At 34.8% G+C, this 20,274-nt stretch carries 16 protein-coding genes; 13 read left to right on the top strand and 3 right to left on the bottom strand.

Annotation, left to right across the window (positions count from 1 at the left end; all coding sequences use genetic code 11):
- The 8 genes from Q0Y70_RS04335 to Q0Y70_RS04300 form a co-directional block, all read left to right on the top strand.
- A partial coding sequence (locus Q0Y70_RS04335) for a CPBP family intramembrane glutamic endopeptidase (RefSeq protein WP_297817201.1) occupies positions 1-690 on the top strand: 690 nt, incomplete at its 5' end.
- Positions 691-1,016: 326 nt separating this feature from the next.
- Positions 1,017-1,481, top strand: a complete 465-nt coding sequence (locus Q0Y70_RS04330) for a PTS sugar transporter subunit IIA (protein WP_297817198.1) — start codon at positions 1,017-1,019, stop codon at positions 1,479-1,481.
- A 3-nt stretch (positions 1,482-1,484) separates the two neighbouring features.
- On the top strand, positions 1,485-2,897 hold the full coding sequence (locus Q0Y70_RS04325; RefSeq protein ID WP_297817196.1) for a PTS galactitol transporter subunit IIC: 1,413 nt from the start codon (positions 1,485-1,487) through the stop codon (positions 2,895-2,897).
- 12 nt (positions 2,898-2,909) lie between these two features.
- Complete coding sequence (locus Q0Y70_RS04320) at positions 2,910-3,203, top strand: PTS sugar transporter subunit IIB (protein ID WP_297817194.1); 294 nt, start codon at positions 2,910-2,912, stop codon at positions 3,201-3,203.
- Between the two features lie 63 nt (positions 3,204-3,266).
- The gene (locus Q0Y70_RS04315; RefSeq protein WP_297817192.1) at positions 3,267-3,527 is read left to right on the top strand and encodes an HTH domain-containing protein; all 261 of its coding nucleotides are present in this window, start codon (positions 3,267-3,269) and stop codon (positions 3,525-3,527) included.
- A gap of 4 nt (positions 3,528-3,531) precedes the next feature.
- A complete protein-coding gene (locus Q0Y70_RS04310; RefSeq protein WP_297817189.1) occupies positions 3,532-5,367 on the top strand; it encodes a BglG family transcription antiterminator in 1,836 nt (611 codons plus the stop codon).
- Positions 5,368-5,391: 24 nt separating this feature from the next.
- On the top strand, positions 5,392-6,123 hold the full coding sequence (locus Q0Y70_RS04305; RefSeq protein ID WP_297817186.1) for an L-ribulose-5-phosphate 4-epimerase: 732 nt from the start codon (positions 5,392-5,394) through the stop codon (positions 6,121-6,123).
- A 12-nt stretch (positions 6,124-6,135) separates the two neighbouring features.
- Positions 6,136-6,402 carry a hypothetical protein gene (locus Q0Y70_RS04300; RefSeq protein WP_297817183.1) on the top strand — a complete coding sequence of 89 codons (267 nt, stop codon included), beginning with the start codon at positions 6,136-6,138 and terminating at the stop codon, positions 6,400-6,402.
- Between the two features lie 23 nt (positions 6,403-6,425).
- On the opposite strand, the gene Q0Y70_RS04295 is transcribed toward Q0Y70_RS04300, so the two are convergent.
- A complete protein-coding gene (locus tag Q0Y70_RS04295; protein ID WP_297817180.1) occupies positions 6,426-7,292 on the bottom strand; it encodes a LysR family transcriptional regulator in 867 nt (288 codons plus the stop codon).
- 116 nt (positions 7,293-7,408) lie between these two features.
- On the opposite strand from Q0Y70_RS04295, the gene Q0Y70_RS04290 reads away from it, so the two are divergent.
- Together Q0Y70_RS04290 and Q0Y70_RS04285 are read left to right on the top strand one after the other, a co-directional pair.
- On the top strand, positions 7,409-9,535 hold the full coding sequence (locus Q0Y70_RS04290) for an FAD-binding protein (RefSeq protein ID WP_297817177.1): 2,127 nt from the start codon (positions 7,409-7,411) through the stop codon (positions 9,533-9,535).
- A 188-nt stretch (positions 9,536-9,723) separates the two neighbouring features.
- A complete protein-coding gene (locus Q0Y70_RS04285) occupies positions 9,724-11,130 on the top strand; it encodes a C69 family dipeptidase (protein ID WP_297817173.1) in 1,407 nt (468 codons plus the stop codon).
- Between the two features lie 75 nt (positions 11,131-11,205).
- Here Q0Y70_RS04285 and Q0Y70_RS04280 read toward each other — a convergent pair whose 3' ends face one another.
- The gene (locus Q0Y70_RS04280; protein WP_297817171.1) at positions 11,206-13,272 is read right to left on the bottom strand and encodes a GH92 family glycosyl hydrolase; all 2,067 of its coding nucleotides are present in this window, start codon (positions 13,270-13,272) and stop codon (positions 11,206-11,208) included.
- Complete coding sequence (locus Q0Y70_RS04275; RefSeq protein ID WP_297817168.1) at positions 13,263-14,318, bottom strand: substrate-binding domain-containing protein; 1,056 nt, start codon at positions 14,316-14,318, stop codon at positions 13,263-13,265. The genes Q0Y70_RS04280 and Q0Y70_RS04275 overlap by 10 nt, the downstream gene beginning before the upstream one ends.
- Before the next feature lie 125 nt (positions 14,319-14,443).
- Here Q0Y70_RS04275 and Q0Y70_RS04270 point away from each other — a divergent pair, with 125 nt between their 5' ends.
- Genes Q0Y70_RS04270 through Q0Y70_RS04260 form a run of 3 tightly spaced genes read left to right on the top strand, consistent with a single transcriptional unit; the run spans position 14,444 to position 20,224 of the window.
- Positions 14,444-15,724 (top strand): glycoside hydrolase family 125 protein, encoded by a 1,281-nt coding sequence (locus Q0Y70_RS04270; protein ID WP_297817163.1) that lies wholly within the window; start codon positions 14,444-14,446, stop codon positions 15,722-15,724.
- Positions 15,725-15,753: 29 nt separating this feature from the next.
- Entirely contained in the window at positions 15,754-18,426 is a 2,673-nt protein-coding gene (locus Q0Y70_RS04265) for an alpha-mannosidase (protein ID WP_297817160.1), read from the top strand.
- Between the two features lie 10 nt (positions 18,427-18,436).
- Positions 18,437-20,224, top strand: a complete 1,788-nt coding sequence (locus Q0Y70_RS04260) for a family 20 glycosylhydrolase (RefSeq protein ID WP_297817157.1) — start codon at positions 18,437-18,439, stop codon at positions 20,222-20,224.
- Positions 20,225-20,274: the final 50 nt, after the last annotated feature.

Raw genomic sequence — 20,274 nt, 5'->3', positions numbered from 1 at the left:
TTTCCACTATACTGTAAAAATTGGCTAGCTACTATTTTTTATGTGGCTGTAATAGGCTTTGCTATTTTTTTGAGCTTTTTAAATGCTTTTATTTATAGTGCTCAAGATTTTGATCAGATTTTAGGTAATTGGGATTTAATCTCAGCTAATTGGGCCTTTCACATATATAATTTTGATTTAGATATATTCTTATTTGCTGCTACGGCTGGAATTCATGAGGAGTTAGCACGCTATTTTTGGATAGTTTTATTGCTAGCAGCTTTTCGAAATAATAGGTTAAATATACCCATTGCTATTGTAGGTAGCTCTTTGATTTTTGGCACACTACACTTTACTCAATTATTCACTAATTCATTTATGGATACTATACAAACAGTGATCACTGCAATTGGACTCGGGATATTGTATGCCACGATCTATTTAATCTCAGGAAAAATATGGTTGACTATGTTCTCGCATTTTTTGGCGGATTTTATGGCATACGTCTTTATTCCAAGCGGCGGTGGAATGTGGGGTATGTACGGAAATCAATATTTAATCGTTGCAGCTATTTTAACTTTGATTCTTATAAGCTTCGCTTCAATCTTGGTATTAGTTCCATCCTACAGAAGAAGTCTGAAAATCAATGCATCGAACTTGACTAACTTAGTGCCCCAAGAAGCATCTGAAGATGCATATGAATTAGCATAGAGGTTAATTGAACCCAAGTCATTTATGGCTTGGGTTCTTTTGTGTGGGGAAAAGAAATCATAGATATTGAAAAGTATACTTATATCTCATATTTGCAGTATGAATCGAATTAGATGTTAAAAAATGGCAATGTTTCGATGAAAAAATAAACAGTGCAAAAACGTATCTGATGCTATATACCAGCTTTAATTAGAGATTTGCGGTTAAAAAGTATGAAATGCAAAAAGGTGGTGCAATCTTTGCACTGCCTTTTTGTATAGAATTGAACTATTTATGAAAACGCTTATATATTACGATTATTCTGTAAGACAAGGAGGGAGAGAATTTTGAAATACATAGATAAGGATCTTGTTTTAGCCCAATTGGATGTTAAAAATGCAGATGAAGCCATATCGACTCTTGCAGATATTTTATACAAACACAAAAATGTTAGTCAAAATTATAAACAAGCTGTATTAGATCGTGAAAAGATCTTTCCTACAGGATTACCTAGTGGAAAGATTGGGGTTGCAATTCCGCATACTGACGTGAAATATGTGAACAAACCTGCGATTGCATTTGCTACTTTGAACGAACCAATTATTTTTAAAAACATGGCTGACAAGTCTCAAGATGTCAAGGTTCAGTTTATAGCTATGTTAGCTATGAAAGAACCGCATAGTCAGGTCGAATTGTTACAAAAGTTAATGGAGTTATTTCAACATCAAGATTTATTAGCCAATTTAATTCAAGAAGAGAATTCAAAAAATTTATATGAAGATCTAGCTTCATATTTTGACAAGGAAGTGTAAAGAATGAAGTATATAGTTGATTTTATTGAATATATCGTTAACTTGGGACCTACGGTAATGATACCAATAATCTTCTTGATTTTTGGTTTATGTTTAAAAGTACCGTTTGCTAAAGCGCTTCGCGGAGGTTTGATGGTAGGTATCGGTTTTATAGGCCTGAATGCCACTGTTACTATCTTGACTGAAGTTATGAATCCGGCTGTACAAGAGATAATTAAGGTCATGCATATTAATTTATCAGTAATTGATGTGGGATGGCCATCTGCATCTGCAATTGCCTATGGATCCGTAGTTGGGGTAACAATGATTCCACTAGGAATTGTTATTAACTTAATTATGTTATTTACTAAGACCACATCAACAATTGACGTTGATATCTGGGACTTTTGGCATTTTGCATTTACAGGCTCTCTAGTTTATGCATTAACAAATGATATTTGGCTTAGTTTATTCCTAGCTAGTGTAAACATGGTAATTATCATGGTTATTGCCGATAGAACAGCTCCATTATCTGAGAAGTATTTAGGATTACCAGGTATTTCTATCCCTCATGGTTATGCAGGTTCATTTGTTCCATTTGCTGTAGTTATTAATTGGATTATTGATAAAATTCCAGGTGTTAATAAGATTCACTTAGATGCCAAAGACTTCAATAAGAAATTTGGTAATTGGGGTGAACCAACTTTATTAGGTTTTGCAATTGGTTTATTAGTTGGCTTCTTAGCTTATGGCTTTGTTCCTGGAATGGATTGGCCAGCTAAGATTGGTAAGATTTTATTAATGGGTGTAACTTTATCAGCTGTTATGATTATTACTCCAAAAATGGCTGCTTTATTATTACAAGGTGTTGTACCAGTTTCCAACAATATTCAAAAGTTAACTCAAAAACATTTTGGAGGAAGAAAATTCTATATTGGGATGGATACCGCAGTTGGAATTGGTAGTCCAGTTGTTCTGGCTTGTGCTACTTTAATGATTCCTCTATCTTTATTATTCGCATTCATTCTTCCTGGAAATAAATTCTTGCCAACTATTGGTCTTTGTGGCTTCGTATTTATGTTTCCATTAATTGTTGCAGTTGTGCATGGTGATTTCTTCCGTTCATTTATTATTGGTGCTATCAATGTCATTATTGGTTTATGGATCGGAACTAACTTATCCCCATTCTTTACTAAGGCTGCCAGAGCTGCTCACTTCGCAATTCCTAAGAATTCAACTTTGATTGGATCAATCGATTATGAATCTAATCCATTTCCGTGGATTTTGTTCCAATTGGCTCATACCAAGTGGCTAGCTTACGTGGTTGGAATATTGGTCTGTGGGATTTTAGTAGTCTGGAATCACCACTGCATTGTGAAGAACGAAAAGAAAGCAAAAGAGCAAGATATAGATAGCGATAAAATCGCAAAAGCATAGGAGGTTTTAATTATGAAAAAGATTATTGTAGCTTGTGGTGCAGGTGTAGTAACAAGTACAACAGCGATGAATAAATTAAATGAAGAGTTATCAGCAAGAGGTTATCAAGAAGGAACAGATTATAAATTAATGCAAACCAGTGTCCAACAAGTTCCATCAATGGCTGACCAAGCAGATTTAGCGATTACTACTACTCAATACGATAATGATGAAGTGAAAATTCCGGTAATTAACGGCTTACCTCTTTTAACAGGAATTGGTGCAGATGATATCATTGATAAAGTAGAAGAATTGATCAAAGCTTAGGCTATAACTTGTTCAATCGTTAAGGCTTAAAGGCCTTAGCGATTTTTTTAATAGGAGTTATAAATGAAAGATAACGAAATTTTAAAAATGATAGAGTATATTGCAGATCAGAAAAGATATATAAATATTCAAGAGTTATGTAATCACTTTAAAATTTCTAGAAGAACTATCTTTTATCGAATTAAAAGAGCTAATCAATTATTGAAATCAAAAGGGTTGCCTTTAATAAAAAATGTTCCTAAAAGAGGCTACTTCCTTAGTTCTAAAGCTGCTCAGATGGGAAAATGGGGGGGGTACAAAGCCCTCCTATGTCTGTCTGAGTAAAGAGATGAGAGTTAAAAAGATAATTTGGCAATTTTTAACTCATAGCGAGTGTCTGTCTATAAACCAAATTATGGAGTATTTAAATGTATCTAAAAATACTGTTTTGGCAGACTTTCGCTTTATTAAGAAAGAGGAACCGGATTTAGATCTCATCTCTACTTCAAATGGACATACTTTAAATGGGAGCGAAGAAGAAAAAAGTCGCTATATTTTTAATGAACTACAAAAAGATAGTAGTGGATTAATCGCTCAACTAATTGATGAACTTCCTTTTCCCGTTATTTCTGTAATGTCAGCTAAGAATGATGTATCGGAATTAGAAAAAGATATATCATCACGCTTTACTGAGAATGCTATTTCAAAGTTGATTAGAGTATTGAAATTTCGAATATTTCGAATATCTATGGGCAAGATAATAGATAGTATGGGTATTACACAAGAAGATATAACTCATAGTACAAATAACATTATTTCATCAACAACTGGTTTTCTTCAAAAAAATGGTATTAACAGTAAATACGAAATTTTATTTTTCTCTGAGTTGATTCTATGCTCTCAGGTAGACAAGGTAAATTACGTAAAAGAAAAATTTGAAAAGGAAATTTTGAATGTAGCAAAGAATATTGTTTTTAGATACAGTCAAATTTCTGGTGTGAATATAAAATCTAAAAAGTTTATTTATGCTTTAAGTAATCATCTTTATGCTACTTATTTCAGATGTAAATTTAATTTTCAATTTAGTTCCTCTACCTTAATAAAGGTAGAAGAGAAATTTCCTGAGATGGTTAAATTTGTTCAATTATCATGCAATCCTTTAGCTAAATTACTATCGAAGCCGATTCCTATAAATGAAGTTGCATTAATTTGTCTCTATTTTATTTCTTATGATGGGATTTCTGATGATATTGCTCATGTATTGGATAGACCCGATAATATCAAAGAAAGTTTGCAAGCAGATGTTTTATTAGTTTGTACGAGCGGAATAAGTTCTTCGGCTATTTTGTATTCTAATCTTCATAAAAGATATCCCCTCATAACATTTTCAAAGTCGTTAAGTATTGAAGACCTAGATAAAATTTTGAGAATTCCTAATACTGCTCGTCTGATAATAACTACTGCTCCATTGAATACGAAAAAGATCGATTTACCAATAGTTCAAGTTAAATCGATGATGGATAATCGAGATAACATTAAAGTTGAAAAGCAATTAAGAAGATACTTTCCTCAATTATCAGTTGATAAAGGAAAAACGATTGATTCTTTAGTGAAAATAATTAAAAAGAGTGCCAATGTTACGAATCTTGAGGAACTTAAAGAGGACCTGACTGCTTTCTTATATCCCCCGAAAACAAATCTAAAAGTAGCTCAAGATATTAAGTATAACTTGCGAGATTTACTACATGCTGATAATGTTCAAATAATTAACAATTACGCTGATACTACTGATTTATCTAAAGTTATAAATCAGTTATGTGACAGTCTAGAAAAACAGGGTGTAATTTCATCAGGTTATTCACAAGCAATTTTAGAATTAATAGAAAAATATGGTCCTTATATGTTGTTGTCCTCAAATACATTTTTGGCTCATGCAGCTCCAGGTATATATACCAAAAAGATAGGTATTCAGATTGGAATTTTAAAACATCCCTTAAAAATCACCATCAATAATACTAGAGAGCTAATTAGTTGTGTAATTGTTTTATCGCCAGGATTTCATCATGAACACGATGCTGCTTTAGCTCAGATGATAAATGTTATTACGGATGCTGCTTTATTTGATCAACTCTTACATAGCTCAAGTTCAAAAAAAGCTTATGAATTAATCGCTAAATCTATTTGAGATTGAATATAAGAGGAGTAAATTATGCTAGAAGAATTGAAAAAAGAAGTTTATGAAGCAAATATGCAATTGCCGAAGTTAGACTTGGTTACTTTTACTTGGGGCAATGTGTCAGGAATTGATCGTGAAAAGGGGGTGTTCGTCATTAAGCCGTCAGGTGTTCCATATGATGAATTAAGCCCTGAAAAAATGGTCGTGGTAAATTTAAAAGGTGAAGTAGTTGAAGGCGATGAAAATCCTTCTTCAGATACTCCAACTCATACATATTTGTATAATCATTTTCCAAAAATTGGAGGAATTGTTCATACCCATTCTCCGTGGGCTGTTGCTTTTGCGGCTGCAAAAATGGATATTCCTGCTTTGAATACTACTCATGCGGATACATTTTATACAGATATTCCTGCAGCAGATGCTTTAACTAAAAAGGAAATAGAAGAAGACTATGAGGGAAATACTGGAAAAACTATCGTTGAAACCTTTAAACAAAGACATCTAGATTATGAAGCAACCCCGGGGACTTTAGTTTCACAACATGGTCCATTTACTTGGGGTGAGACGCCAGCTAAAGCGGTCTATAATGCTAAAGTATTAGAAGTTGTGGCACAAGAAGATTACCATACTTTACAATTAACGCGTCAAAATAGTCATTTACCACAGTATTTGCTTGATAAACATTATTATAGAAAGCACGGTCAAAATGCATATTATGGACAAAATAATGCGCATTCACATGATCATGCAAAGAAGATCAGCTAAAGGATTTAAACCATGAAAAATAAAGTTAATATTCAATTTTATATTGTAATGATTGCTGGCCTTTGTATGGCTATTTGCTTATCAATTTATCAATTTTGTGCATTGCAGACTCATGCTGCTTTGATTAGTTTAATAGCAGCTGGAATGTTTATAATGATAATTGTACATAAATATTTGGCAGATAAAGAGTTGGGTAAAGCTTTAAAAGTATTAAATTGGATAATATTGCTCTTTGCATTTATTTGCATTGCTGCTGAAAGTGGCGTCTTATTTAAATAAAATTTGATAAAAGCTCAAGTCGTTTATGGCTTGAGCTTTTTTTGTGTGGATAAAATGAAATTCATGAAGTTTATGCTACTTTCATTAGCATCTGGACGATAATAAAATCCATAATCTTGTGATAAATCCCAGGCAATAGGTTTCACTAAGTTAGAATCTGCTAAGTAGCTCATGGATTTAGGGATTATTAAGACATTTTGATTAATGTGAGCATTATTGATTACCGCTGTATTTAAGATTGAATATTCTTTTAATTGAAAATTTTGTACATGTTCATTTAATACATCTGCAGTTAGTTTTGTCGATTTTAAAGTTGCATTGCTAGGAATTGATATAGTTCTGTTTTCAAAATCCTTAAAAGTTAATTCAGCAGCCGTTTTGAGAGGATCATTAATACTTAAGATTGCAACTAATGGTACGGAACAATATTTTTTAAATTTAAAACCTTGTCGTGAAAAGGGCCTTTCAGAATAAACACCTTCAAATATATCAATTTCTTGAGGGATGTTTTCGTAGTCTTGAATTTCAATAAAGGAAAGAGACTTATCTTTATGAGTATTTGAAAATCTGGGCCAATTTTTGTTCATAGTTATTGGAAAATTTAAAAAGCCACTGCCACCAACAATAGTATTTTTATATTTAGATAATGATAAGTTTATCTCTTTTGTTAATTGCTGCAACTGCTTAGCTTTATTGATTAAGGCGCGGCCAGCATTAGTTAGTTTAACTCCATGAGTAGTTCTAATAAAAAGTGTTAAATCTAGATTAGCTTCTAAATTATTGATTTGTTGCATTACAGCATTTTTTGAAATGTACAACTGCTTGGCCGCTTTTGAGAAGCTACCACATTGTGCCACTAATAAAAATGTATTTAATTCTGTATTATTCATATTTAATCGTCCTGCGTTAAGTTTACACTTCACTGTGCATGATTATATTAGCACAATCATGGTTAACGCTTACATATATAATTGGATTAGGAAAGTGTAATAAAGAAGGCATAAATATGAAGATGAAAATTATGAAAAATGGTAAGTTCACAAGTAAAGCAAAAGGACACAATTCAGATGTTGATTTAACTATTAGATTGTCTGATGGAAGAATTGAAGATGTTGATATTAATGTAGAGGGGGAGTCAAGTTCGCGTAATGATGCAGTAGTTGCACAATTAAGTAAACAAATTATAGAAAAACAAAGCGATAATTTGGATGCCGTTACTGGTGCCACTGAAACAAGTAATGCTGTTCGCCGTGCCCTAACTAACTGTTTAAGCCAAGCTCAAGGCAGCGATTCGATATCGAAAAAGAAATCACTAAAAGATGGTGTATATGAAGAAACGGTCCCGTCATATAGCTTAATTGCTCCAATGACTGGGAGAGTGACTATTAAGGACAATACGATCAAAGATATTGAAATTATTTCAGAAAAGGATTCTCAAGGTTCACCTTGGTTTAAGCGCGCACAAAGTAAACTTATACCTCGTTTGCTTGAATCTCAATCGCTTGATACAGATGCGATCACAGGAGCATCAGCTTCCTCAGGGGCGATAAAAGCTATTATAGAAAAGGCTATAAACGATGCAGGTGGAAATAGCGATCAGTGGCATACACCAGTTGCTAAGAAAGATAATACCGTGGTTAAAAAAGGATACGACGTTATTGTTGTAGGACTGGGAGGTTCCGGAATTTTAAGTTATTGTTCAGCTGCGGATAATGGTGCCAGAGTCTTTGGCATAGAGGCTGCTGGTGGAATTGGAGGAAATTCAATATCAACATCTGGCCCTATGGTTGTAAATTCTAAAATTCAATCCAAAAAATATAATGATGGTCAAGACAATATTAATGAAAAGGATTTATATGATACATGGATTGATTATGTGAAAACTGATAAGAAAGCTGATGTGATTAAGAAAGCGATTGAGGAAGATGGTCCTGCACTCGATTATTATATGAAAAAATTTGGCTTTTCATTTGATGGAGCTGCTTTTGGAATGTCAGCAGGTTACTATCCATCATTTGTAAGACCGGATTGGGATAAGGAATGGACGATTTATTCCGCTGATAATAATCATTGGTATTCAGAAAGTGAGCCAGATCATCTACCGACTTTTCAAAATGCACTTGATAAAGCTAAGATGATGAATCCAGCTAATGACTATCAATTAGAATTAAAAGCTACAGAATTTATTAAAGATAATGAAAATAAAGTCATTGGTGTGCGTGCAAAATCTTATGATGGAACAAAATATGAAGTATATGGTAAAGCTATAGTTTTAGCCAGTGGTGGTTTTATTGGAAATAAAGAGATGATGAGACAAGTTTATGGACATACATGCCATGTCTTTGGCTCAACTGTAGCACAAGGTGATGGAATTAAAATGGGACAGAGTGCTGGCGGTACCACTTATGCACTTGGTACATTGCCGATGATTCATATTTCACAAGTTCCGAATATTATTCGTGATGCTTCCTTAACACCTGACCAAAAAGCAATTTTATCTGCTTTAGCTACCACAAGTGATGCTAAAAAGTTAGATGAAACGGGACAAATCTTAGAAAGTAAGGATGAGAGTGGGACTGATGATGCAAAAATTACTGTCGGTATTGCATACGCACCTGGTTTTAAATACTTTAATGCTTACACTAAGGCAGACTTAGATAAAATTAAAACATCGGGCTTATCCGATGAAATGGCTAGTGTCATTATTATTTTGCTTGATCAAGGCGGCAAGCTTCCAGCAAGTGGAGTTCCAGTTAAAGATCTTGATAAGATTCTTGATGAAGCAATCAAACATGGAGATGCTTGGAAAGGGACGCCAGCTAAATTAGCTAAAGATCTTAAGATGGATGAAGAAAAATTAACTAAAGCGTTAGGTGACAGTGAGGAGGAATATTATCTCTTCGAAGCTGACAGCTATGCTTACGCTACGTGTGGTGGTCTTGATGTAGATGTAAATATGAATGTACTGAGAAAAGATGGTACTCCAATTGAGAACGTCTTTGCTGTAGGACAAGATTCAGAAGGAGTAGAAAATAGGTCAGGGCAAGCTTATACTCCATGGGGTGGTCAAGCTCAAGCATGGACATTTGTTTCTGGTAAAATCGCTGGAGAAAACGCAGCTAAAGTTAAATAAAATTTGATAAAAGCTCAAGTCATTTATGGCTTGAGCTTTTTTGGTGTGGGGGCTTATAGTTCTTCAAGATCATTGCTATTTCAGCATAAATCTAGGTTTTTGAAGGCGTTTTAGTAATACTTTTTCTACCGACGTAATACAATAAGAAGTGGATATAATATGTTACTAGAAAGAAAGAGTGAATATATATGGTACAAATTAATCACAGTGCATGTACTTCAATTTTAGTTGGTAAAAATGCTACTACTGATGGCAGTATTATCATCGGGCGTAACGAAGATGATAAGCCAACTTGTGCAAAGCACTTTGCATTACACAAAGAAAAAGATATTCCAAATAATCACTTTAAGTCACATTTAAATAAATTTGAAATGGACCTGCCTACTCACCGCTATGCTTATTCATCAACTCCAAACTGGACTGATAAGAAGGGTGTATATGAAGAATCTGGTATTAACCAATTCGGTGTTGCGATGAGTGCCACTGAAACTACTTATGCAAATGCCCAAGTCCAAGCTTACGATCCATTCAAAAAGACAGGCATCATTGAAGAAGCTATGGTTACTTGTATTTTGCCTTATGTAAAAACTGCACGTGATGCGATTGCTCGTTTTGGTGAAATTATTAAAAAATATGGTGCTGGTGAATCAGATGGTATTTTGTTTGCTGACCCTAATGAAGCTTGGTACTTTGAAATTGGTACTGCTCACACCTGGGTAGCACAGCGTATTCCAGATGACTGTTATGCAGTCGCTGCTAACCAATTAGCTATTCAAGAAATTGATTTTAATGATCCTGATAACTTTATTACTTCACCAGGTTTGCAAGAGTTCGTTCAAAAACACGACTTATGGCCAAATAACAAGCCATTTAACTGGCGTAGAATTTTTGGTACTCACAACTTACTAGACTTAACTTATAACACTGCACGTGTTTGGACTGGCCAAAGAATTTTGAGTCCATCAATCAAGCAAGAGCCAGACAGCTTTGAAATTCCATTTATTCAAAAAGCTGATCACCCAATTTCCATTAGAGATACTGAAAGAGTATTAAGAGACCACTATGAAGGAACTAAATACGATGTTGCAAACCCTGTAAATAAGGACACTGCTGTATATCGTCCAATTAGTGTTAACTTCACTGAAGAATCACACTTATTGCAATTAAAGGGTAAGAATTGGACTCACTGGGTAGCTTTAGGTGCAAACTGCCAAAGCATCTATGTTCCATTCTATCCACAAGGTACAGTTGTTCCAACCTTGTACAAGAATGGGAAAGATAAATATACTTCTAACTCAGCTTACTGGATTTACAGACATGCTTCAGTACTTGCTAATGCTTCTTGGAAAGATTACGGTCTAGACTTGTACATGACTCAAAATTCAACTGAAAACAAATTAGCTCAAATGCGTGAAGAATACGATGTAAAAATTGAAGCAGAAAAAGATCCAGATAAGAAGTTGAAGCTTATTAACGAAGCTAATAAGGAATTGGCACATACTGCAATTAAGAATTACCAAGACTTGATTTCTAAGCTGATTACTAAGCAAGTTAAGAAGTCTCCATTATACTTCCACAGAGACCCATCACTTTAATTTAACTAAAATAATCGATCAAAAAACTGACTTTGATATCCAGTATCAAAGCCAGTTTTTTTGTTGCTTAAAATTTTATGCAAGTAAGCAAAGCTTAGTAGTTATTAAGCCTCCTTTGAGCAATTGATGGTGAGATATTTCTTGAAGACATTTTTGGTCATTAAATTTTCGACTTTCGACAAATTGATGAGTCGGATCATTATTTTCACTAAGCAAGTCAAGATTTTTGCCATTAGGTAAATTAATCGAAACAAAATCAAACAAAGGAATGCCGAAGACATATTTTCCACTGCCTGGAGCTTGAGGATATAAGCCTAAAGCTGACCAAATGAACCAAGAACTCATTGAACCATTATCTTCATCACCTGGATAACCTTCAAAGCTAGAATTAAATGAATTAAGGAGCTGCCTAACTAATAATTCTGTGTAATGCGGCTTTCCGGCTAGTGCGAATAAGTAGCACAAATGAAAGCTTGGCTGGTTAGAAATAGCGAGTTGGCCGAAGGGCTGAGCTGCCATTTCCCGCATTTCATGAATTGTTTGGCCGTAAGAACCCACGCTATATTTTGGAGCTTGATTGATTAGGTTAAGTAATGTTTTTATGAAATCCTCTTTTTTACCATAGAGTTTGATTAAACCGGGTAAGTCTTGGTAAACGTTAAAACTATTTTGCCAAGCCGATCCTTCCGTAAAGCCATTGCCCCAATCGGTATCTTTGAAATCTTTGATAAAGTTACCGTCAGCGTCTTTGGGAGTCATTAGGCCGGCTTTTTTATTAAAAAGATTTTGGTAATTTAAGGCACGCTTGGCATAGTAATGAGCGTCTGTTTCTTTGCCTAAGATTTTAGCTAAAACGCTGATTGTCCAATCGGAATAAGCATAATCTAGTGTCTTATTGACACTTTCTGGATAATTGGTGGAAACATAACCAAGTTTCTTATATTCTTCTAATCCTTCACGACCATATTTTGCATCATTGCTGGAAGTTTCTGCGCCTTTGACCATCGCTTCATAATATTTTTCAAGGTTAGGTATTTTAATAGCTTTGACTGCTCCATCGCAAACGATGACATCAAGCATCGTGCCAGGCATCATCCCCCGTTCATCTGGTGATAACCAGCGCGGCAAGAATCCAGTTTCTTGATAACTATTAAAAAATCCTTCTAAGAATTCACTATATTTTTCAGGACATAGTAGTGAGTAGAGAGGAAAGCTTGTCCGATACACGTCCCAAAAACCTACGTTAGTAAACATTTTTCCCTTAACTACTTTCTTTAAGGTGGTCGAGTAATGAACAGGCTCATCATCTTGGTTTAGTTCGTAGAACTGCATTGGGAATAAGAAACTACGATAAAGATTCTCGTAAAATGTGAGAACTTTTTCTTTTTGAGAATCTTGTATGGTGATTTTAGAAAAGATCATGTTCCAATTATCAATAGTTTTTTGTTGGACAAGATCGAAACTTTTAATTCTTTCCAAATTGGTCTTAACTTGCAAATTATTGATAAAACTCGTTGCAAACCGGATCTCATTTTTATTTGGTATAGATAAAATAATTGCATTTTGTTTATCAATTTTACAATTAGTTTCTAGTTTCATATTTGGACAAGAAAGAGCAGTCCACATTGCAAAGTTTGCATCATCACAGGCTGAAAAGTTGTTAGTCTTAAAGATTAAGGTGTGGTCCTTAAAACTGATTATTTCCAGCTTTTCGCCTTGCACGATTAGTTTTAAGTCATCATTTGAGTAGTTAAATGCCTTGATGACGCCACCAAATTTATTTGCAGTAGCCATAATTTTGACTTGCTGATTCAAGCTATCAAGTGAGATCAAATCAGGTCTAAATATTGCTTTGTTTGGGTTATAGTCATCAATTTGCTTTAAATCAAGGTTCTGTCCTGTTTTAAATCTGAACAAAAAATGTTGAAAATCACCGATCCAAGGACTAGGCTGGTGGGTCAAGCGCAGACCTGCAAAAGTGTGGTCGAGCGGATTAAACCACCAACTATTGTCATCAGCTGCAGTTTGAACGCTTAAATAATTCATCCCAAAGCTTTGCCCTGTTAGTGGTAGGGTATTGCCATGTGAAAATTCATATTTACTTTCTGTTCCGACACGTGTATCAATGCTAGTTATATCCATTCTTGACTCCTTTTAGTTGATTTACGTTTAATTAGTTTGACATCAACAACAACTTGCTTATCAAATAAAAGATCTGGATCATTAATTTGACGTAGTAACAAGTTAACTGCACTTGCGCCTAATTTATTAAAATCTTGGCCAATACTGCTTAACTGCGGATTGGCAAGTTCAGTGATAGGTAAATTATCAAAGCCCATTAAAGCAACTTCTTGCGGGATTGAAATGTGATTTTTTTCAAGTAAGTTAAGAAGCCGGAATGCTGTTACATCGTTTTCAGCTAAGATAGCATCGATTTTGCTTTCTCTAATGAAGTTTCCTAGATCATTATCTGTAATTTGTCTTAACTTAAGGTATAGGTTTATTGGGTCAAAATGTTTAACTTGGTATTTTCTTAATGCCTTTATATAACCAGCAAAACGATCAGCAGTTGAACCTGTAAAATCCTGCATAAAATTAGTTGCCCCATAAAAAGCAATCTTTTTACGATTATTTTTAAGTAAGTGTTTAGTGGCTAAATAACCGCCATTTACATTGTCACTTACTACGCTAGGAATAATTGAGTGGGCAATCGTCTGATCCAGCAGAACTAGTGGAAACTTAGCTAAATAAATATTTAATAAACGTGGAATGTCTTCATGCAAATTCTGCGGATAATAAATAGCTCCTGCATAGTTTTGCTTTAGCTGCTCAATAGTTAGTGTAAAAAATTCCTCATTAGTTATCGATAATAACTTCCAAGTTGTATCTTTTAACACATCTTGAATTCCCGCTACGTAATTACCTAGGTCCTGATTCCCTGAAAAAGGAAGCACTAAAAGTAATTGTTTGTTAGTAAGATTACCATGCTCTTTAACAAAGCTACCTCGGCCTTGAATGCGATAAATTAATCCTTCTTTTGCTAATTCATTTAATGCTCTTTTGGCAGTGATACGGCTGACGTTGTATTTGATTGTTAGCGCCTTTTCACTGGGGACAGCATCATTTGGGGCAATCACCCTACGTAAAATTTGTGTTTTTAAATCTTCATATATCTCTACATACTTCACCTAATCGCCTCACTTGGTATATCGCTAAATACCTACTTTTAGGCATTGATTGCGCTTTCAGTGATAATTTAAGCAAAATAAATGATATATTTCAAGTAGAGAAATATATCAAGGAGGACGCGATAATGAAAGAAATTCCCGTAGGTGTCAAAAATTTAACTGAACAAGTCAAAAAATTGTGTGCTGGAAAACATGTGCAGTGGGGTGAAGTGTTTGAAAAAACTTTTTCTGACACAATTACGAATGCTTTAGTTGAAGATGAAAATGGAATTTTTGTTTTAACAGGGGATATTCCAGCGATGTGGCAAAGAGATTCTACTGCTCAAGTTAGACCATATCTAATTGCTGCTCAAAAAGATAAGGGGACGGCATTTTTAATTAAAAAAGTTCTTCAAAGACAATTCTTCAATATGAATTTAGACACTTATGCCAACGCCTTTAATCAAACACCTAATAATAAGGGCCATCAGACTGATAAGACTAAAATGAGTCCGTGGATTTGGGAACGAAAATATGAAATTGATTCTTTAGCTTATCCAATTAATTTAGCTTACTTATATTGGAAAAATACGGATGATACTACAATTTTTGATAAGAGTTTTATTAGTGCGACTCATCAGGCGGTTGAAACTTTAAGAATTGAACAACACCACACCCAATCAGATTATAGTTTTGAAAGATTTATCGATCGTCCCGAAGATACCTTGATTAATAATGGGCGCGGCGCAGATATTGCTTTTACCGGAATGACTTGGTGCGGTTTTAGGCCAAGTGATGATGCTTGCGTTTATAATTATTCGATTCCAGAGAATATGTTTGCACATAAGGTGTTGTTACAACTATCTGAAATTTATCAAAATGTATTAAAAGATAAAGCTTTTGCTATTGAGTGTCAGAATTTAGCTGACGAAATCTGGGTTGGTATTCAGCAATACGGCATTATTAAAGATCAAGATGGTAATGATATTTATGCTTTTGAAGTTGACGGCTTAGGACATCATTTGTTTATGGATGATGCCAATGTGCCGGATTTAATCAGTCTTGCGTATCTAGGATTAGTGGAGCAGGATGATCCAATTTATCAAAATACGCGCAAAGCTAGTTTGAGCAAGCAAAATAAGTACTACTATACCGGTAAATATGCTTCAGGAATTGGTTCGCCTCATACTCCAGTTGGTTATGTTTGGCCGATTGCTTTGGCAGTTGAGGGGATGACAACTAATTCTAAGAAGCAAAAAGAAGAACTTTTGAACACTTTGGTTAACACAACTAATGGCACGCAAATGATGCATGAAGGCTTTGATCCAAATGATCCAAGTAAGTTCACACGACCTTGGTTTTCATGGGCAAATATGATGTTTTGTGAGTTGGTTTTAGACTATTTTGATTTAAGAATTAAGCAATAGTTTTAGGCTGTGAGGTAAAGGGGTTAATCATGAAAAAAAAACGAGTATTTATTATTTCACATAGTCACTGGGATCGGGAATGGTATATGAGCTTTGAAGAGCATCATATGCGATTAATAAAATTAATTGATGATTTACTTTATTTGTTTAAACATGATCCAAAGTTCAATAGTTTTCATTTAGATGGTCAAGATATTATCTTAGATGACTATTTAGCAGTTCGTCCTGAAAAGCGTGATGAAATTCGCCACTGGGTTGAAGCGGGTAAATTACGAGTTGGTCCATTTTATATTCTGCAGGATGACTTTTTAATAAGCCCTGAATCAAATATTAGAAATACCCAATACGGAATGAAAAAAGCACGTCAATATGGACATGCGCCAGTTCCAGTCGGTTATTTTCCCGATACTTTCGGTAATATGGGGCAAGCGCCACAAATTATGAAATTAGCTGGTCTTGATACAGTCGCTTTTGGACGCGGAGTTACGCCAACGGGATTAAACAATAAAGTTGGCTTTGGTAAGTTTGACTCAACTTATTCAGAGATGTGGTGGCAAGGTGCTAATAAAGACAAGGTGTTAGGAATTTTATTTGCAAATTGGTACTCAAATGCTAATGAGATCCCTGTAGATGAAAAAGAAGCTAAGAAGTTCTGGGATCAAAAACTAGCTGATGCAGAAAAATTTGCTTCAACAGATGATTTGTTAATGATGAATGGTGTTGACCACCAGCCAGTGCAAATGGACTTAACTCACGCAATTGAAGTTGCTAATCAGCTTTATCCAAATTATGAGTTTATCCATTCTAACTTTGAAGACTACGTTAAAGCTTTAAAGAAAGATCTACCACAAGACTTATCTACTATATCAGGTGAATTAACTTCGCAAGATACTGATGGTTGGTATACCTTAGCTAATACTGCTTCCAGTCGAATTTATATGAAGCAGAAAAACACAGCCATGGAGCGCTTGCTTGAAAATAAAGTTGAGCCAATTTATTTATTAAATAAAAAAATTAGTAAATCTGACCAAGATCGTCTGGATTATGCCTGGCATGAATTATTACGTAACCATCCCCACGACAGTATCTCAGGTAGTGGAGTTGATGAAGTACATCGCGGTATGATGAATCGCTATGAAAAAGTTCACCAAGTAGGTCGCTATTTAACTAATGCAGGACTAGATAGTTTTGCCAAAAAGATTAATACACAAAGCTTACCAGCCAGTGCTCGCAGTTTTGTAGTGATTAATCCAGCTAATGATAATAAAAAAGATGAAGTCAAAGTCCTAATTGAAGTACACCGTGAATTATTTGCTGGTAATACCCCGGATGGAGCTTATAAGAAGTGTGAAAAATACTTAAGTCAAAATCCAAATTATCAAGTATTTGATAAAGACGAAAAGCCTGTAAACTACAGAATTTTAAATAAGTTTGTTCGCTTTGGTTATGAGCTACCAGAAAGAAGTTTCAGAATACCTTATATGGCCGCTTATGTTGAAGTGGCAATCAGTCCAAAGATGAAGGCTAATTCTTGGCAGACATTTTACTTGGATAATAGTGAACAAGATTTGAGCCTCAAAGTGAAATCCGATAGCAAGAATTCTTTATCCAATAAGTATTTAAGTTGTGAAGTTGAAGAAAATGGTGAAATTAAGATTTTTGATCACAACCATAAATTAAATAGTCGTTTGCTATTGGTGGATAGTGGCGATATTGGCAATGAATATATTTATAAGCAATCTGGAGATGGAAAAGAGATCGTTTTTGATGCACCGATTAAAAACTTGAAGCGTGAAAGTTTAATTGATGGTGCAAAAATAAGTTTTGATCAAACCATGCAACTACCTGAAAGTGCTGATAGTGAGTTATTAAAAGAACAAGTACAAGTGATTGATGTAACGCATCGCCATGCTAAACGAAGCAATAAGTTAAGGGACTTTAAGATTCATGTTGAATTGACTTTAATGAATGAATCAAAAAATATAGAAATTAAAGTTAGTGGTGATAACCATATTAAAGACCACCGTCTACAAGCTGTCTTTAAGACTGATATTGCTTGTCAGACCCACAATGCTGATTCAATTTTTGAGGTAGTTACTAGAAACAATAAAGTCGGCCAAAACTGGAAGAATCCCGAAAATCCACAACATGAACAAGCTTTTGTTTCTGTGCATAAAGATGGCGCAGGCTTAGTTGTCGGCAACTTTGGATTAAATGAATATGAAGTCAGTCCGGATGGTAAAAATGTTGCAATCACGCTACTTCGCTGCGTCGGTGAAATGGGCGATTGGGGCTACTTCCCAACTCATGATTCACAATGTCAAGGTAAATTTATAGCTAGACTTTCAGCTGCTCCAACTGACGGTAGCCAGACTGCTCAAATCGCTGCTTATAAGAAAGCCCAAGGCGATCAAGTGGCTTTAATTACTAAGCAAGTCAAAAGCCAAGTTGGCGAATATGATTTAGATAAGCAATATCTCAAGATTGATAATCCTGCTTTTAGTGTTACTGCTACTAAAGTTACGCCAGAAGGTAAATTGATTGTGCGTGGTTATAACTTAACTAACGAAAAACAGGATCTGCACCTTACTTTGTTTGATCAAAAGCCAAGTAAGATCATTGATTTAAATGGAAATGACTTAGGAATTGATGTTGATAAACCACTGGCTCCAGCAGAAATAAGAACTTACGAATTTGAATGAGAGATAAAAAATGGACAAGAATTTTGCTTTACAAGAGTTAAATAAATTTAGAAAAACTGGTGATATTAGTGATTATCACTTTAGTTTTGATAAAAAAGACTCTGGCTATAGCGTCGAAAAAGTTGATAAAGATGTCAAGATTGCTTCACACACGGATGCAGACTTAATGCGAGCTTATAATTATACCTTAGGTTTAATTAACCAGCAAAAAGACCAAACAGTTAGTTGCCGTGCTAATTTTGATCAAGTTATCGCAATGATTGATTTAGCGCGTAATGCAGTTTTGTCTGTTAAGACACTGAAAAGTGAAATCTGCCGTTTGGCAGGGCTTGGTTATAGTGAGATTTGGCTTTATTTAGAAGATGAATTTGAAATCCCAGGCGAATCTTATTTTGGTATGAGTCGCGGGCGCTATAGTCAAGACCAACTTCATGAATTAGCTGTCTACAGCGATAAGTTAGGTGTAGATTTAGTGCCTGCAATTCAGACATTGGGCCATTTAAAGAATGTCTTTAAGTGGCAGCACTTCAATAATACCGTTGCTGATACTGATAATAATTTATATCCTGGTAAAAAAGAAGTTGCAGATTTTGTTGAAAAAGAGTTAAAAGCAGCAACTGCTCCGTTTTTGACAAATAAAATCCATATCGGGATGGATGAAGCTTACTCAATTGGGCTAGGTAAATACTATTTTGACCATCAAAATGAACGGATTGATCAAGAAAAGCTGATTAAAATGCATGCTCAAATGGTTTTTAATTTATGCAAAAAATTGCATTTAAAGCCAATGATGTGGAGCGACATGTGGTTTGAAATCGGCAGTCCAACAAATATGATGTATGATCCGCAGGCTAAGGTCGATCAATTTAAAGTAGATCCTGAGATTGGGCAAGTTTATTGGGACTATTATTCCACTGATAAAAATCACTACCTGCCGGTGATGAAGAAGCACTTTGAATTGACTGACAATGTATATTTTGCAGGTGGAATCTGGACTTGGGGACGTCTAGCACCAAATCAAAGCAAGATGAAGGCTTCAATTAAAGCAGGACTTCAAGCAGCCAAAAGTGTTGGTATTAAAAAGATTGCGGCTACGGCTTGGCGCGATGATAGTGCAGAAACTCCGTTTGCGGCATCATATTTAGGCTGGCAAATATTTTCTGAATACCAATATCTGGATGAACCAACTGAGGCTGATTTTGAACAAGATTTTAGAATGCTTCAAAATGAGGACTATCAAAGCTACTTGCTCTTAGACAATTTCGATAACTTTAGGGCTATCCCAAATGAAAAGGACATGATTCCAAGTAAGCTCCTTCTTTATGAAGACCTCATTCAGCCACGTTTTTATCAAAATTTCAAAAAAGTGCAGTTGCATGATTACTATCATGAATTAGCTGAAAGCTTGTCTGATGTTATTCCATCGGAAAGTTCGGCGTTGATGTTTGACTACTATATTAAATTAGCTGCAGTATTGAGCGAAAAAGTGGAGCTGCTTAATAATTTAGCCAGCAAAAAAGCAGATCAATCCCAGCTAGAAGATTATAAAACTAGTTTACAAGAACTAGCTAAGATTCGCCGCATGCTCTGGTTTAGAGAAAATAAAGCTAGTGGGTCTGAAATTATGGATATTCGTTTTGGCGGGATGGTTGAGAGAATTAAGACGGTTGAATACTTGCTTGAAGATAGTCAATATCATATGGAAATCCCAGAACTTGAAATGGATAAGCATATCGATGATGACTTTGGCAATGCTAGATATTTTGAGATTGTCAGTCCTAGTGATATTTCTTGGTAGAAATAGTTAAGTAAAAGAGCATGTGTGGTGCTCTTTTTTGGTCAAATTCG

This window comes from uncultured Lactobacillus sp. (genome assembly GCF_947367085.1).
Classification (GTDB): domain Bacteria; phylum Bacillota; class Bacilli; order Lactobacillales; family Lactobacillaceae; genus Lactobacillus.
The sequence above is the reverse complement of the archived record's forward strand: the minus strand, read 5'-3'. Positions and strand labels throughout refer to the sequence as shown.

What these genes read in the sequence shown, in the direction of transcription:
- Q0Y70_RS04325 (WP_297817196.1), top strand. Translation starts at nt 1,485, where the DNA reads ATGAAGTATATAGTTGATTTTATTGAATATATCGTTAACTTGGGACCT.
- Q0Y70_RS04320 (WP_297817194.1), top strand. Translation starts at nt 2,910, where the DNA reads ATGAAAAAGATTATTGTAGCTTGTGGTGCAGGTGTAGTAACAAGTACA.
- Q0Y70_RS04315 (WP_297817192.1), top strand. Translation starts at nt 3,267, where the DNA reads ATGAAAGATAACGAAATTTTAAAAATGATAGAGTATATTGCAGATCAG.
- Q0Y70_RS04310 (WP_297817189.1), top strand. Translation starts at nt 3,532, where the DNA reads ATGAGAGTTAAAAAGATAATTTGGCAATTTTTAACTCATAGCGAGTGT.
- Q0Y70_RS04305 (WP_297817186.1), top strand. Translation starts at nt 5,392, where the DNA reads ATGCTAGAAGAATTGAAAAAAGAAGTTTATGAAGCAAATATGCAATTG.
- Q0Y70_RS04300 (WP_297817183.1), top strand. Translation starts at nt 6,136, where the DNA reads ATGAAAAATAAAGTTAATATTCAATTTTATATTGTAATGATTGCTGGC.
- Q0Y70_RS04295 (WP_297817180.1), bottom strand. Translation starts at nt 7,292, where the DNA reads ATGAATAATACAGAATTAAATACATTTTTATTAGTGGCACAATGTGGT.
- Q0Y70_RS04290 (WP_297817177.1), top strand. Translation starts at nt 7,409, where the DNA reads ATGAAGATGAAAATTATGAAAAATGGTAAGTTCACAAGTAAAGCAAAA.
- Q0Y70_RS04285 (WP_297817173.1), top strand. Translation starts at nt 9,724, where the DNA reads ATGGTACAAATTAATCACAGTGCATGTACTTCAATTTTAGTTGGTAAA.
- Q0Y70_RS04280 (WP_297817171.1), bottom strand. Translation starts at nt 13,272, where the DNA reads ATGGATATAACTAGCATTGATACACGTGTCGGAACAGAAAGTAAATAT.
- Q0Y70_RS04270 (WP_297817163.1), top strand. Translation starts at nt 14,444, where the DNA reads ATGAAAGAAATTCCCGTAGGTGTCAAAAATTTAACTGAACAAGTCAAA.
- Q0Y70_RS04265 (WP_297817160.1), top strand. Translation starts at nt 15,754, where the DNA reads ATGAAAAAAAAACGAGTATTTATTATTTCACATAGTCACTGGGATCGG.
- Q0Y70_RS04260 (WP_297817157.1), top strand. Translation starts at nt 18,437, where the DNA reads ATGGACAAGAATTTTGCTTTACAAGAGTTAAATAAATTTAGAAAAACT.